The organism is Arthrobacter sp. TmT3-37 (genome assembly GCF_054510835.1).
In genome coordinates this window covers 108,320-123,716 of the sequence record NZ_JBTNDU010000011.1, presented here as the reverse complement: position 1 = coordinate 123,716, position 15,397 = coordinate 108,320, and the positions used below count along the sequence as shown (strand labels likewise).

Sequence of the window (15,397 nt, the reverse complement as noted above, 5' to 3'; positions counted from 1 at the left end):
GTCGTTCGTTCCGTCGTTCGTTCCGTCGTTCGTTCCGTCGTTCGTTCCGTCGTTCGTTCCGTCGTTCGTTCCGTCGTTCGTTCCGTCGTTCGTTCCGTCGTTCGTTCCGTCGTTCGTTCCGTCCGCCGTCCTACGCAACGTACTCCCTCTCCCCCTGCCTGTCGCAGGACGCGGTCCGGTGCGGCGGCACCGGATGGAGTGTCGGTGCGCTGGGGCAGAATGAAGAAGTGACGCAGGTACTGACGAGGTTCACCCCCGCAACCCACGAGTGGTTCGCGGGCGCCTTCGCCGAGCCCACCCCGGCCCAGGAGGGCGCCTGGTCCGCGATCTCCGCCGGGTCGAACGCCCTCGTCGTCGCGCCCACCGGATCCGGCAAGACCCTCGCCGCCTTCCTCTGGGCGCTGGACCGGCTGATCGCCTCCGGTGAGGGCAGCGGCGATCCCGACGCCCCCGAGCCTGCGGCGAAGGGCGGCAAGGCATTGCCGAAGAAGCCGAAGCGCAGCACCCGGGTGCTCTACATCTCGCCGCTGAAGGCCCTCGGAGTCGACGTCGAGCGGAACCTGCGGGCGCCCCTGATCGGCATCACGCAGACGGCGAAGCGCCTCGGACTGCCCGCGCCGAGCATCACCGTGGGCGTCCGCTCGGGCGACACCCCACAGGCCGAGCGCCGCGCGATGCTCACGCGCCCCCCGGACATCCTCATCACCACCCCCGAATCGCTGTTCCTCATGCTCACCTCGAAGGCGCGCGAGACGCTGATGGAGGTGGACACCGTCATCATCGACGAGGTGCACGCCGTCGCCGGGACCAAGCGCGGAGCCCACCTCGCCGTCTCCCTCGCGCGGCTCGACGCACTGCTGGAGAAGCCGGTGCAGCGCATCGGTCTCTCGGCCACGGTGGAGCCGAAGGAGACCGTGGCCCGCTTCCTCTCCGGCAACGCACCGGTGGAGATCGTCGCGCCGCCGTCGAAGAAGCAGTGGGATCTCACCGTCACCGTGCCCGTCGAGGACATGACGGAGCTCGGCGGAGCTGCGGCCAACACCGACGACGACGGCGACGCCGTACCGCAGGCGAGCATCTGGCCGCATGTGGAGGAGAAGATCGTGGACCTCATCGAGGCGAACCAGTCCACGATCGTGTTCGCGAACTCGCGGCGGCTCGCCGAGCGCCTCACCGCCCGGCTCAACGAGATCCACGCCGAACGCCTGGAACGCGACGCCGCCTGGGCCGCCGGTGGCATGCCGGACGCCGCCGAACCAGCCGCGAGCTCGCCGTCGTTCGCGCACACCACTGCAACCCCGGCGCAGATGATGGCGCAGGCGGGCCAGAGCGCCGGCGCCGAGGCGCTCCTGGCCCGGGCCCACCACGGCTCGGTGTCCAAGGACCAGCGCGCACTCATCGAGGACGATCTCAAGTCGGGACGCCTGCGCTGCGTCGTCGCGACCAGCTCGCTGGAGCTCGGGATCGACATGGGCGCCGTGGACCTCGTGGTGCAGGTCGAGTCACCGCACTCCGTGGCCAGTGGCCTGCAGCGCGTGGGCCGCGCCGGGCACCAGGTGGGCGAGGTCTCGCAGGGAGTCCTGTTCCCCAAGCACCGGGGGGACCTCGTCAACACCACGGTCACGGTGGAGCGCATGCTCGCGGGGAAGATCGAGCCCCTCTACATCCCCACCAACCCGCTGGACATCCTCGCCCAGCAGACCGTGGCCGCCGCGGCGCTGGGCACCATCGACGTCGAGGAATGGTTCGACGTCGTCCGCGCATCGGCCCCGTTCGCCACGCTGCCGCGATCCGCGTTCGATGCCACGCTCGATCTGCTCGCGGGCCTGTACCCCTCGGACGAGTTCGCCGAGCTGCGCCCCCGCATCATCTGGGACCGCGTGGAGGGCACCATCACCGGCCGGCCCGGTGCGCAGCGCCTGGCCGTCACCTCGGGCGGCACCATCCCGGACCGGGGCCTCTTCGGGGTGTTCCTCGTCGGCTCGGAGGGCGAGGGTCCGCGTGCCGGCGGCCGCCGCGTCGGCGAGCTCGACGAGGAGATGGTCTACGAGTCGCGCGTGGGCGACGTCTTCGCACTCGGCGCCACGAGCTGGCGGATCGAGGAGATCACGCACGATCGTGTGCTGGTCTCCCCCGCCTTCGGGCAGCCCGGCAAGCTGCCGTTCTGGAAGGGTGATTCCCTGGGTCGGCCCGTGGAACTCGGCCGGGCGCTGGGCGCCTTCAACCGGGAGATGTCCGGTGGCACCGTGGAGCAGGCGCAAGAGCGTTGCGCGAGGATCGGACTGGACGACTGGGCTTCCGGCAACCTCATCACCTACCTGACGGAGCAGCGCGAGGCCACCGAAGTGGTCCCGAGTGACCGGACCCTGGTGGTGGAGCGGTTCCACGACGAGCTCGGCGACTGGCGCGTGGTGCTGCACAGCCCCTTCGGCATGCCCGTGCATGCCCCCTGGGCCCTGGCGGTCGGCGCGCGGCTCGAGCAGCGCTACGGCATGGACGGCTCCGCGATGGCGTCCGACGACGGCATCGTGCTGCGGGTACCGCTCATGGACGACGAACCCCCCGGAGCGGACCTCTTCCTCTTCGACGCCGAGGAACTCGACGGCATCGTCACCGCAGAGGTGGGCGGCTCGGCCCTGTTCGCGTCACGCTTCCGGGAATGCGCAGCGCGCGCCCTCCTGCTGCCGCGCCAGAATCCCGGAAAACGATCACCGCTGTGGCAGCAACGTCAACGTTCCGCGCAGCTGCTGGACGTCGCGAAGAAGTACCCCACCTTCCCCATCGTGCTCGAAACCGTCCGCGAGGTCCTGCAGGACGTCTACGATCTCCCTGCCCTGAAGGAGCTCGCGGCGTCCCTCGAACGCCGGGAACTGCGCATCGTGGAGGTGACCACGCAGCAGCCCTCCCCCTTCGCCCGGTCCATGCTCTTCGGCTATGTGGCGTCCTTCCTCTACGAGGGCGATTCCCCGCTCGCCGAGCGGCGTGCCGCTGCTCTCTCCCTCGATCCCACCCTCCTCAACGAGCTGCTGGGGCGCGCCGAGCTCCGTGAGCTGCTGGACGCCCGGGTGATCGCCGAGACGGAGCTGGAGCTCCAGCGGTTGAAGCCGGACCGGCTGGCGCGTGGGCTGGAGGGTGTCGCGGATCTGCTGCGGCTCCTCGGCCCGTTGACGGTGGAGGAGATCAGCCAGCGGCTGGAGGCTCCCGGGGAGGACCGACCCGCTGCGGGTCGGTCCGCAGGGCAGGACCCCGCCGCACCGAGTGCTGCCCTGCAGATGGCCGATCATGGGGCTGGTACCCACGGCAACGGCGCCGACGGCATCGGTACCGACGGCATCGATCACATCAGTGCCGGTGGAGAGGAGCCCACGGACGAGGAGTTGCTCGCCACCACCACGCAGCCCGCGCCCACCCCGGGCCGGGCCTCCCCCGAGGTGGTGCGCGGGCACGTCGCCGCCCTGGTGAAGGCGAACCGTGCGCTGACCGTCAACATCGCCGGGGCGGAACGCATCTCCGCCGTCGAGGATGCCGCCCGCCTGCGCGACGCGATCGGCGTCCCCCTTCCCATGGGTATCCCGCTCGCATTCATCGAACCCGTCGCCGATCCCCTCGGAGACCTCGTGGGCCGCTACGCCCGCACCCACGGTCCGTTCACCGCAGCGGAGGCCGCCGCCCGGTTGGGCCTCGGCGTCGCCGTCGTCGCCGGAGCCCTGCAGCGGCTCGCCGGCGCCGGGCGCGTGGTGGAGGGCGAGTTCAGGCCCGCCGAAGCGACGCCCGTGCTCGACATCTCCGCCCAATCCGGGGCGGCACCGGGCACCATCACCGTGCACACCCCCGCCTCGAGCGAATGGTGTGACGCCGAGGTGCTCCGCCGCCTCCGCCGCCGATCCCTCGCAGCGCTGCGCCAGGAGGTGGAACCGGTGGACCCGTCCGCGTACGGCAGGTTCCTCCCGGCGTGGCAGCACATCGGATCGAACCTCCGCGGGCTCGACGGCGTGATCACGGTGATCGACCAGCTCTCCGGCGTGCCGATCCCGGCCTCCGCCTGGGAGCCACTGATCCTGGCACAGCGCGTGGCCAACTACACGCCCGCGATGCTGGACGAGCTGACGGCCACGGGCGAGGTGCTGTGGTCCGGGGCGGGCTCGCTCGCCGGGAACGACGGCTGGATCGCCCTGCACCTGGCCGAGAACGCGTCCCTCACGCTGCGCCCCGACCCCACCTTCGAACCGTCCGCCCTGCACACGGCGCTGCTCGACTCCCTCTCCGGGGGTGGCGGATACTTCCTCCGGCAGCTCACCAACCTGCTGGACGTGCAGGAGCCCGTCGCAGACACCGCCGTGGTCACCGCCCTCTGGGACCTCGTGTGGGCCGGCCGCATCAGTAACGACACCTTCACCCCGGTGCGCTCGCTCCTCGCCAACGGCAAGACCGCACACAAGCAGAAAGCCGTACCGGCGCGCGCCCGCACCTCCCGCGCGGGCAGGCTGGGCCGGGCTCCCGGGAAGTCGCTCACGGGCGCTTCGATGCGGCTGAACGCAGCGGACGGTGCCGGCGGCGGCTACCAGCGACCCACCCCTCCCCTGGCGGCCGGACGCTGGAACATGCTGCCCGCCACGGAGTCCGAGACCACACTGCACGCGCACGCCCAGGCCGAGCTGCTGCTGGACCGGTATGGCGTAGTGACGCGCGGCGCCGTGGGGAACGAAGGTATCCCCGGTGGCTTCGGGCTCATGTACAAGGTGCTGGCGCGGCTCGAGGAGATGGGCCGGTGCAGGAGGGGCTACTTCATCGAGCAGCTCGGCGCCGCCCAGTTCGCCGTGCCCGCCACGGTGGACCGCCTGCGCTCCTTCAGTGCGGACAACCAGCTGCCCACGGCGCAGGACGTCCTCGGCGGGGAGGCCCCTCCGAGGAAGGCCGTCGCGCTCGCCGCCACGGACCCCGCCAACCCCTACGGTGCGGCCCTCGGCTGGCCGCAGGCCGACGGCGGCCACCGGGCAGGCCGGAAGGCCGGCGCCCTCGTGGTGCTCGTCGACGGCGCCCTCGCGCTGTACGTCGAACGGGGCGGAAAGACCCTCCTGACCTTCACCGAGGACGTCGACGTGCTGCGCGCGGCCGCGCTGGCGCTGGTGACGGTCATCCGACGGGGTGCTGCGGACAAGATGGCCCTCGAGAAGGTCAACGGCGGCGAGATCCTCGACACCGACATCGGCAGGGCACTCGCGGATGCCGGCTTCTACACGACGCCGAGGGGGTTGAGGATCCGTGCCTGAGGGGGATACCGTCTGGCGGGCGGCGCGCGAGCTGCACCGGGCGCTGGCTGGGAAGGTCCTGACCCGCTGCGACATCCGGGTCCCGCGCTTCGCCACGGTCGACTTCACCGGCTCCACGGTGCAGGAGGTCGTCGCCCGCGGGAAGCACCTGCTGATCCGCGGCGGGGGCGACGACGGCTGGGACATCCATTCGCATCTCAAGATGGAGGGCCTCTGGCACGTCTACGCCCGCGGGGAGAAGTGGCGGAGACCCGCGTTCAAGGCACGGTGCATCCTCGGGACGGAGGACGCCGTCGTCGTCGGGTTCGAACTCGGCTTCCTGCGTGTCATCGCGCGCGCCGAGGAGGAGGACGCCGTCGGGTTCCTCGGACCGGACCTCCTCGGGCCCGACTGGGACCCCGATGAAGCGCTGCGCCGCCTGCGGGAACAGCCGGACCGGCCCATCGGCCTGGCGCTGCTCGATCAGCGCAACCTCGCGGGCATCGGCAACGTCTACCGCTGCGAGTTGTGCTTCCTCGCCGGAGTCCACCCGCTGACCCCGGTGGCCGAGGTGCCCAACCTCCCGCGCATGGTCGAGCTCTCCAAGAAGCTCCTCGAGGCGAACAAGGAACGCAGTACCCGTGCCACCACCGGGCAGCTGCGGGGCAATACCCTGTGGGTCTACGGGCGTTCCCGGCGGGGCTGCCTGCGCTGCGGCACCCCCGTGGCGCTGGAGCAGCTCGGCGACTCGGACACCGAGCTGCGCGAGCTGTACTACTGCCCGCACTGCCAGCCCCGATTGGAGATGGCAGATGCACGGGCACTACCCTGACGGAGTGGATGCAACGGAACGGCCGGCGCGCTGATGGCCATGGCGTCACCCCTGCCCGTGCGCAACGGCGTCAATGCCACCCGGCTCCGCCTGCCCTCCGAGGGCCCGTGGGAGACGGCGCTGGAGTACATCCTCGACCGGTTCGACCACGTCGACCCCGAGGGCATCGGCGAACGCTTCGACCGCGGCGAGGTGGTGGCGCTCGGCGGCGAGGTCCTGACCCGTTCCACCCCCCTCGGTGAGCACACCTTCGTCTGGTACTACCGCGAGCTGCCCGTCGAGGACCGCCTCCCGGTGGAGCTGTCCATCCTGCACCGGGACGACCACCTGCTCGTCGTCGACAAGCCGCACTTCCTGCCCACCACGCCCGGCGGCATGTACGTCGCCGAGTCGGCGCTCGTGCGGCTGCGCGTGGAACTCGGCCTGCCGGACCTCATCCCCATGCACCGGCTGGACCGCATGACGGCCGGGATCCTCATGTTCTCCATCGATCCCGGGACCCGCGGCGCCTACCAGCTCCTCTTCGAGAACCGACGCATCACCAAGGAGTACCGTGCGGTGGCACCCGTGCGGCCCGAGCTGCGCCTCGACGCCGAACCACTCGACGTCCGGAGCCGGATCGTGAAATCCCGCACCTATCTCCTGGCCCAGGAGGTCGAGGGCCCCCCGAACACGCTCACCACGGTCAGCCTGATCGACCGGCGCGGCGACCTGGGGCTGTACCGGCTGCAACCGCACACCGGGAAGACGCACCAGCTCCGGCTCCACATGGCGTCGCTCGGACTCGGCATCATCAACGACCCGTTCTACCCCGTCCTGCATCCGCAGGCACCCGACGACTACGGCAGGCCGCTGCAGCTCCTGGCGCACAGCATCGCGTTCACCGACCCCCTGGATGGCTCGGACCGGCGGTTCACCTCCGGACTCACCCTCGCCGAATTCGCCTGACGTCCCCTCGCACCCTCGGAGATCCCGGTCCGGATCCGGGGCGCGGACGGTAGATTTGCAGCGTGGACCTGCCCGGTACCGACATTCCTGCACCGCTCTACCTCCTCGTCATGGTGGCCGTCATCTTCGTCGACGTGGTGCTTCCGGTCGTGCCCTCGGAACTGATGGTCATCGGCGCCGGGACCATGTCGGCCCACGGTATGCTCCTCCTCCCGTTCGCGCTCGTCGCCGCGTTCGCGGGCAGCTGGCTCGGAGACGTCGCCATCTTCCTGCTGTTCCGGCGCAAGCTCACGCATTTCCTCGACCGTTTCCGATGGGGCCGTTCCGTCCATCGCGGTCTGCGCAGGGCCATCGACAAGGCCGGCACCTCGCCCACCTACGCGGCCGTCGTCGCCGTGCGTTTCCTCCCCGGCGGTCGGACGGCGAGCATGGCCGCCGCCGGGATCGCGGAGCTCCCACTCCGGCCGTTCATGCTCGCGGCGGCAGCGGGAGGTGTGTTGTGGACGGCATGGCTGGTCGGCCTCGGCTTCGTCGCGGGCGCGTCCACGGGGCTGCCGGCAGGGGTCAGTGCACTGCTGGGAATGGCTGTCGGTACGCTGGTGGGAGCGATCACGGCGGCAGTCCTCGCCCTGAAGAAACACCGGAAGGCCAAAAAAGCGCATGAGCACCCCGACGAACCCGGGACCCAGGCTCCCTGACAGGCCGGTTCGGCCCCCGATGGCAGCCTCCGACGCCCCGGTCGAGGAGCCGCGGTCGGGCACGGCAGGTGTCCTCGAGCGGCTGAAGGCCGCGCAGCCGCGCACCACGGCGACCACGGCGACCACGGCGACCATGGACGACGGTCCCGCCGAAGCAGCATCGGGCGGAGCCGCATCGGGCGAAGCAGCATCGGGCACCGGCGCCCGAGCGACGGCGAACCAGGCGACGGCGAATCAGGCGACGGCGCACCGGGCGACGGCGCACCAGGAAGCAGGGCATCGGGCGCCGGTCGACGGTCCGCCCTCGGGACGGCGGTCGCTACCCGGGATCGTGGGATCGGCCACGGGAGCTGCCCGCGAGGCGCTCCGCGCCGTGACGGGGTCGACCGGCGGGGACCGCGACAGGGCCGGTGCCTCCGCGGAGCGTCTCCGCGTCGCCGCCGACAAAGCGCGGGTCGCCGCGGGCGTGACAGGCAAGGCGCTCGGCCGCCACGGGGGTGCCGCCGTCCGCCACGTCGGTTCATGGGACCCGGATCTCGTCCGGCAGTCCGCGGTGACGCTGTGCGCCGTGGCCTGCATCCTGGGCTCCGCAGCGGGCGTCGGCGCCTTCGGCGGTCCGTCCATCCGCGACGCCGCCGGCGGAGCGTTCGCCCCGGACGCGACACTGCTCGCGCCGTCGTCGGCGGCCTTCTCCATCTGGAGCGTCATCTACGCGGGCCTCGTGGCGTACACGGTGTTCCAGTGGCTGCCGGCACAGCGTCGGCGTGAGCGGCACCGGAGGCTCGGCTGGACCGTCGCGGCCTCGATGCTCCTCAACCTCGCCTGGATCCTCAGCGCACAGGCCGACCAGCCGGTGCTGAGCCTCGTGGTCATCCTGCTGCTGTTCTTCGCGCTGCTGGTGGCCATCCAGACCCTGAACGACCACCCCGGCGAGACGCGGTTCGAAGGAGCTGCCGTCGACACGCCGATCGGTCTCTATCTCGGCTGGGTGCTCGTCGCGACGGCGGCCAACGCGGCGGCGTTCTTCACGGCCACCGGGATCGACCTGTTCGGGTGGAAGGGCACCACCTGGGCGATCCTCGGCATCATCACGGTCCTCATGACAGCGGCCGTGGTGTGCTCGACGGACCGGGGCCGGCTCTCGGTAGCCGCCGCGACGTGCTGGGGGCTGCTGTGGATCGCCGTCGAACGCATGCTCGGCGAGCCGTTCGCGGTCGACGTCGCCTTCGTGTCCGCCATGGCGATCTTCCTGCTGCTGATCACCGCGGGCTCCCGCCGGCACCGCGTGGACCACGCGTACCGCCGCTGGCTCCGTGCCGAGGAGGACGCACAGCGCGAACCCCTCGACCTCCTCGGCGACGACTACGAGGACACGCGCTACTAGGCGGCCGGCAGGCCCGCCTGGCCCTCGTCGCCGACGGTCACGGCGATCTTGCCGCGCACGTGTCCCTCGATGCTGCTGCGGAAGGCGTCTGCCGCGCGCTCCAGCGGGAAGGTCTCCGCGAGGACGGGTTTCACGCTGCCGGCCTCCACGAGTTCGGTCAGGGCCAGCAGGTCCTCCGGGTCGGGCCGCACGAAGATGTAGCGCCCGCCCTCGTCCTTGATCCCTGCATCGACCACGGAGGCTACCCGCCCCGGAGTCCTCAGGTGCTCGAGGGAGACCGGCAGGTCGTCCCCGCCCACGAAGTCGACGACGGCGTCGAGCCCCTCGGGAGCCGCGACGGTGATGCGGTCCGCGAGTCCCTCGCCGTAGGTCAGCGGCTCGGCACCGAGAGAACGCAGGAAGTCGTGGTTCTTCTCGGACGCCGTGGCCAGCACGCGCGCGCCCCAGGCAGTGGCGATCTGGATGGCGTAGGTCCCCACGCCGCCGGCACCGTTGTGCACGAGCACGGTATCGCCCTCCCCTGCACCGACGGCCCGGAGGGCCTGGTAGGCGGTGAGCCCGGCGAGCGGCATGGTGGCGGCTTCGGCCCATGACACGTTGCGCGGCTTGCGGGCGAGCGTCCGGACCGGAGCAGCCACCTGCTCCGCGAAGGTCCCCAGCCCGACGGTGTCCATCCGGACGTAGCCGATCACCTCGTCGCCGGCCTGGAACTCGGTGACGGACGGGCCGGGCTGGACGACGACGCCGGCGACGTCCCAGCCCGGGACCACCGGGAAGTGGGTGGGCAGGGCGCCATCGAGGTGACCGCCCGTGATCTTCCAGTCGACCGGGTTGACCGAGGCCGCACGGACCTCGACGAGCACGGAGTCCGGTCCGACCTTCGGGTCGGGCTGTTCGCCGTACTGGAGGACGTCGGGATCGCCGTACCGCTCGTAAAACACTGCCTTCATGGTGCTCCTCTGGTTGAACCGGCCCTGAGGCCTGCTTCTCGGCTTCCAGAGGCGGCAACCGGCACCCTCCGGCGGGTATTCCGGCGAGGCATCTCCGGGCGCCACGACTGGCGGTGCCCGGGCCGCGTGTCAGCCCGTGTTCCGCATCCCCGCGGCGACGCCGTTGATGGTGATCAGCATGGCCCGCTGCAGCTGCCCGTCGGGCTCGCCGGCCTCTGCCCGCACGCGGCGCAGCAGCTCCACCTGCAGGTAGGAGATGGGGTCGAGGTACTGGTCGCGCACCGCGAGGGAGCGCTTGAGCACGGGCTGGTCGTCGAGCAGCTCGTGCTCGCCCGTGAGCAGCCGGATCTCGGCCAGGGTCAGCTCGTACTCCTCCCGGATCACGCCGAAGAGGTGCTGCAGGTCGCCCGGCACGAGGGCCTCGACGTAATGCGCGGCGATCTCGAGATCGGTCTTGGCGAGCGTCATCTCCACGTTCGAGACGACGGTACGGAAGAAGTGCCATCGGCCGAGCATCTCGGCGAGCAGCCCTTCGTGCCCCGCCTCCCGCGCCGCGCGCAGGCCGGAGCCGACGCCGAACCAGCCCGGGACGATCTGCCGGGACTGCGTCCACCCGAACACCCAGGGGATGGCGCGGAGTCCGCCGAGCCCGCTGCCGGAGTCGGGCCGCTTGGACGGGCGCGAGCCGATGTTGAGCGAGCCGAGCTGCTCCACGGGCGTCGACGCGAGGAAGTACGCCGGCAGGTCCTCGTGGTCGATGAGCGAGCGGTACCGCGCGAACGCCGCATCGGAGACCGTCTCCATCACCTCGGCCCAGCGGCCGCGCTCGTCGTCGGACGTACGCGGCGTGCGGTGCAGGGCGGAGCCCTGCATGACCGCGGCCAGGGACAGCTCGAGGTTCTCGCGGGCCAGGGCCGGGAGCGAGTACTTGTCGCTGATGACCTCGCCCTGCTCGGTGAACTTGATCTCGCCCTCGAGGACGCCGTTCGGCTGGGCGAGGATGGCGTCGTACGTCGGGCCGCCACCGCGGCCCACCGACCCCCCACGCCCGTGGAACAGGCGGAGGCGGACACCGTGCTTCGCGGCGACGTCGCGCAGGCGCCGCTGGGTCTTGTGGATCTCCCAGAGGCTCGTGAGCACGCCGGACTCCTTGTTGGAGTCGGAGTACCCCAGCATGACCTCCTGCAGGTCGCCGCGGAGCCGCACCACCTCGCGGTACGTCGGATCGGACAGGAGGGTGTCCACGATCTCCGCCGAGACGCGGAGCTCGTCCACCGTCTCGAGCAGCGGGGCGAAGCCGATCTTCGCGAAGGCACCGGAGTCCGGGCCGCCCGAGCCGTCGCCGACCACGTCGAGAAGGCCCGCTTCGCGCGCCAGCACCACGGGGGCGAGGACGTCGTCGGCGCCGCGGGTCATGGAGACGATGTAGGTCTCGATGACGTCCGGCCCGTAGGTCTCCAGCGCCGAGGCGATCTCGCGGAAGACGTCGAAGGTACGTCGCGCGCCGTCGTCGAGCGGCGGGTTGACCGCCGCCAGCGGTCGCCGCGAGGCCAGCTCGCGGGACAGCGCCCGGCGGCGCCCCTCCCGGTCCAGGTCGAGGTAGGGGACCTCCAGCTCGCCGAGCCGGTCGGCGAGCTGCGCGACGACGTCGTGGTGCATGTCGGCGTGCTCGCGGATGTCGAGGGTCGCCAGGTGCAGGCCGAAGGAGGAGATCACGCGCGACGCCGTGGCGAGGGCTCCGTCGGCGGCCAGGCCCCCCGCGTTCCGCCGCAGCGAGTCCCCCACGAGCTCGAGGTCGGCCAGGACCTGGGCGGTGTCGTTGTAGTCGCGGCCGGGCTCGTGCGCCGTCTGCTGCTGGACACGCGCCGCCGTGTTGAGCAGCTTCGCCTTCACGCAGGTCAGCTTGAGCCGGTACGGCTCCTGGGCGTTCAGTTCCAGCACACGCCTGTCGAGGCGTGGCAGGTTGGCGAGATCCTTCTCGATCGACGCCGTCAGCTCGGGTGAGGCACCCACGATCGTGGTCGACGACGAGAGCGACGAGATCAGCCGGTCGAGAAAGTGGATGGCGATGCGGACGGCCTGCTGGTTCTGGATCTGCAGGATCTCGCGGGTCACGGAAGCCGTGACATTGGGGTTGCCGTCCCGGTCACCGCCGATCCACGACCCGAACCTCAGCGGCGCGCCACCCGCGGGAAGGGCGACGCCGTGATCCGCGAGGAGGTCCGAGAGGTCCTCCAGCAGTTCCGGCATCGAGGTGGTGAGGATGTTCCCCAGGTAGTAGATGGCGTTGCGGGCCTCGTCGATCGGCGTGGGCCGCACCTGCCGCAGCTCGTCGGTCTGCCAGATGAGGTCGATCACCTCGGCGAGCCGTCGGTCCTGCCGGCGGCGCTGCTGGGATCCCTCCACTGTTGACTCCGCGAGGATGTCGGACAGGCGGCGCAGCTTGTCCAGCACGGAGCGGCGCGACGCCTCGGTGGGATGGGCCGTGAACACGGGGCGGACGTCGAGCTCCCGGACGACGTCGGCGAGAGCCTCCGGACCGGCGTCGGACGCGATGCGGGAGACGGTCTGGGCGAGCCAGCCGTCCTCCTCGGAACGCGTCCGCAGGCCGCGCACGCGGTGCACCTGCTCGGCCGCGTTGGCGAGGTGGAAGTACGCGGCGAAGGCCCGGACCAGTTCGGTGGCCTGACCGATGGGCAGGGCCGCGAGGAGTTCGCGGACCTGCTCGGCGAGTGCCGCGCGCCCGGCGGCGTCGTCCCCGCTGCCCGACTCCTTGGACTGCTTCGTGAGGAGGCGTACCCGCTCCACGAGGTCGAGGAGCTCCTGTCCGTGCTGCCGAACGAGGGACTCGCCGAGGAGGGTGCTGACGCGCCGGACATCGGCGCGCAGGTCGGAACTGATGTCCCCCACCGTCTCGCTGAACTGGTCGGCGGCACGCGCGGGGGACACTTCGAGGGGCACTGTCACAACAGCCTGCTTTCAGGGCACGGAAAACGGGGCGTATGCGGCACTGGATACGACGGATTGCTGTTGGGATACTACCCAGTGATGTGGCGTGGGCCTCACCACGTCCGTCATGTGAACGCCGGCGCCGCCCTGCTGCGGCCTGGGGCGGCCCGGCCCGCGCCCACCGCGGGTTCGTGCACGGCATCGATCAGCCGAACGGCGCGGACGACGGCGTGTCGCCGCCCGACACGCACTTCCCGCCCAAAACGCGTGCAGGAAGCCGCAGCTCGCGTCCGCCGTCGCCGCACCGGGTCAGGCGAACGCCGAGATGCCCGTCAGCGCCCTGCCCACGATCAGGCTGTTGATCTCGTAGGACCCCTCGTAGGTGTAGACCGCCTCGGCGTCCGCGAAGATCTTGGCCATCCCGTAATCGGTCACGATGCCGTTGCCGCCGAGGATCCCCCGTCCCAGCGCGACGGTCTCCCGCATTCGGGCCGTGGTGAAGGACTTGGCGAAGGCGGCCTGCGCCATGTCGGAGGCACCCTGCCCCTGCAGCTCGGCGATGCGCGCCATGACGCCGAGGCTCGCCGTCGTGTTGCCCATCATGGTGACGAGCTGGTCCTGGATGAGCTGGAACCCTGCGATCGGTCGGCCGAACTGGTGTCGCTCGAGGGCGTACTGCCGGGCGACGTCGAACGCGGCCAGCTGCTGGCCGACGGCCTGCCAGCCGACGAGGATCCGTGAGCCCAGCAGGAGCTGCCGGGTGTCGTTGAAGGACTCGATACCGGCGAAGCGGTCCGCCTCCGGGATGCGCACGTCGGTCAGTGTGACGTCGGCGTTCTGGACCGTCCGCAGCGCCGTCTTGTTGGCGATCGCCGTCCGGGTCACACCGGGCAGCGTGGCGTCGAGGATGAAGCCGCGCACTCCGCCGCTCTCGGTATCGCGCGCCCAGAGCAGCATGTAGTCGCAGAACGTCCCGTTGCCGATCCAGCGCTTCGCGCCGTTGACGACCCAGGTGTCGCCGTCGCGCGTGGCGGTGGTCGTCATGCCACCGGCGACGTCGGACCCGTGCTCCGGTTCGGTCAGGGCGAAGGCGCCGGTGATCCTCAGGTCCATTGCGTCCTGCAGGAGCCGCGCCTTCTGGTCGTCGCTGCCGAAGGTGTGCAGGGCCTCGACGAACAGGTCGTGGTGGACCATGAAGAACGTCGCGATCGAGGTGTCGGCGCGGGTGAGCTCGGCGATCACCAGTCCGCTGAACAGGTGGCTGTACCCCTGCTGAACGGGCGTGCTGAGATTCAGCGCCGCCAGCCCGGGCAGGAGTTCGTGCGGGAATTCGGCCCGGTTCCACCATTCGACGGCGCGCGGCGAGACGTCCTTGGCGAGGAAGTCCCGGACGTCCTGGAGTTTCTCCCGTTCGGAGGTCGCCAGGAGGGACTCGAAGCCGAGGAAATCGGCGGTGGGCAGCGGGCTCTCCATCGAGCCGTCCTTTCGATCGAGCTGAGACCGGGGGTAGTGCGGTGGAGCTACTTCGGCGCCATGCGGATGGCGCCGTCGAGGCGGATCGTCTCGCCGTTGAGCATCTGGTTCTCGACGATGTGAGCGGCGAGCGCGGCGTATTCGACGGGCTTGCCGAGGCGGGACGGGTGCGGGACCTGGGCGCCGAGGGAATCCTGGGCCTCCTGGGGCAGGCCCGCCATCATGGGTGTCTCGAAGATGCCCGGGGCGATCGTCACGACGCGGATCAGGGAGCGGGCGAGTTCCCGGGCGATGGGCAGGGTCATCGCGGCCACGCCGCCCTTGGAGGCCGAGTACGCAGGCTGTCCGATCTGGCCGTCGAAGGCGGCGACGGAGGCGGTGTTGATGATGACGCCGCGCTCCTCGGATCCTCCGAGACCGCTGACCGTGGCGGTGGCCGCCATCGCCTCGGCTGCGAGCCGGATCACGTTGAAGGTGCCGACCAGGTTGACGGTGATGACGCGGGCGAACTGTTCGAGCGGCAGGACCCCGTCCCGTCCCAGGACCTTGCCCGGCGTGGCGATGCCGGCGCAGTTGACGACGATCCGCAGCGGGCCGAGTTCTGTGGCCGCGGCGACTGCCGCCTGGACCTGGGCAGGATCGGCGACGTCGGCGGCGACGAAGCGGACCCGGTCCCCCGAGGGGTCGAGTTCCGCGGCGGCGTCGGTCCCGGCGGACTGCGGGAGGTCGACCAGCAGCACCGACGCGCCGTCGTCGAACAGTCTGCGGGCGGTGGCGAGACCGAGTCCCGAGGCCCCGCCCGTGACGAGGGCGACCGCTCCGCTGATGTCCATGCCTGATCCTTCCGCCCGGCGAGGACCGCCGTCGGTCCTTCGGCCCAGCGTACTGTGACGTGGCCCACTGCGCACCCGGAC

At 71.0% G+C, this 15,397-nt stretch carries 9 protein-coding genes; 5 read left to right on the top strand and 4 right to left on the bottom strand.

Going from position 1 to position 15,397, the window contains the following annotated elements; translation table 11 throughout:
• Positions 1–227: 227 nt before the first annotated feature.
• From ACX80U_RS13885 to ACX80U_RS13865, 5 genes are all read left to right on the top strand, one after another.
• Positions 228–5,270, top strand: a complete 5,043-nt coding sequence (locus tag ACX80U_RS13885) for an Lhr family ATP-dependent helicase (RefSeq protein ID WP_459268867.1) — start codon at positions 228–230, stop codon at positions 5,268–5,270.
• Positions 5,263–6,081: an Fpg/Nei family DNA glycosylase gene (locus ACX80U_RS13880; RefSeq protein ID WP_459268866.1), complete on the top strand. Its 819-nt coding sequence runs from the start codon at positions 5,263–5,265 to the stop codon at positions 6,079–6,081. The genes ACX80U_RS13885 and ACX80U_RS13880 overlap by 8 nt, the downstream gene beginning before the upstream one ends.
• Positions 6,082–6,120: 39 nt before the next feature.
• Positions 6,121–7,029 (top strand): RluA family pseudouridine synthase, encoded by a 909-nt coding sequence (locus ACX80U_RS13875; protein WP_459268873.1) that lies wholly within the window; start codon positions 6,121–6,123, stop codon positions 7,027–7,029.
• Positions 7,030–7,091: 62 nt separating this feature from the next.
• Positions 7,092–7,727, top strand: coding sequence for a DedA family protein (locus ACX80U_RS13870; protein WP_459268865.1), 636 nt, complete (start codon positions 7,092–7,094; stop codon positions 7,725–7,727).
• Positions 7,728–7,746: 19 nt separating this feature from the next.
• Entirely contained in the window at positions 7,747–9,111 is a 1,365-nt protein-coding gene (locus tag ACX80U_RS13865; RefSeq protein ID WP_459268864.1) for a tryptophan-rich sensory protein, read from the top strand.
• Here the strand turns inward: ACX80U_RS13865 and ACX80U_RS13860 are convergent.
• The 4 genes from ACX80U_RS13860 to ACX80U_RS13845 form a co-directional block, all read right to left on the bottom strand.
• Positions 9,108–10,061: an NADP-dependent oxidoreductase gene (locus tag ACX80U_RS13860; protein WP_459268863.1), complete on the bottom strand. Its 954-nt coding sequence runs from the start codon at positions 10,059–10,061 to the stop codon at positions 9,108–9,110. The genes ACX80U_RS13865 and ACX80U_RS13860 overlap by 4 nt on opposite strands.
• A 129-nt stretch (positions 10,062–10,190) precedes the next feature.
• Entirely contained in the window at positions 10,191–13,022 is a 2,832-nt protein-coding gene (gene ppc / locus ACX80U_RS13855) for a phosphoenolpyruvate carboxylase (protein ID WP_459268872.1), read from the bottom strand.
• Positions 13,023–13,319: 297 nt separating this feature from the next.
• Complete coding sequence (locus ACX80U_RS13850; RefSeq protein ID WP_459268862.1) at positions 13,320–14,483, bottom strand: acyl-CoA dehydrogenase family protein; 1,164 nt, start codon at positions 14,481–14,483, stop codon at positions 13,320–13,322.
• A 47-nt stretch (positions 14,484–14,530) separates the two neighbouring features.
• Positions 14,531–15,316: an SDR family NAD(P)-dependent oxidoreductase gene (locus ACX80U_RS13845; RefSeq protein WP_208740498.1), complete on the bottom strand. Its 786-nt coding sequence runs from the start codon at positions 15,314–15,316 to the stop codon at positions 14,531–14,533.
• Positions 15,317–15,397: the final 81 nt, after the last annotated feature.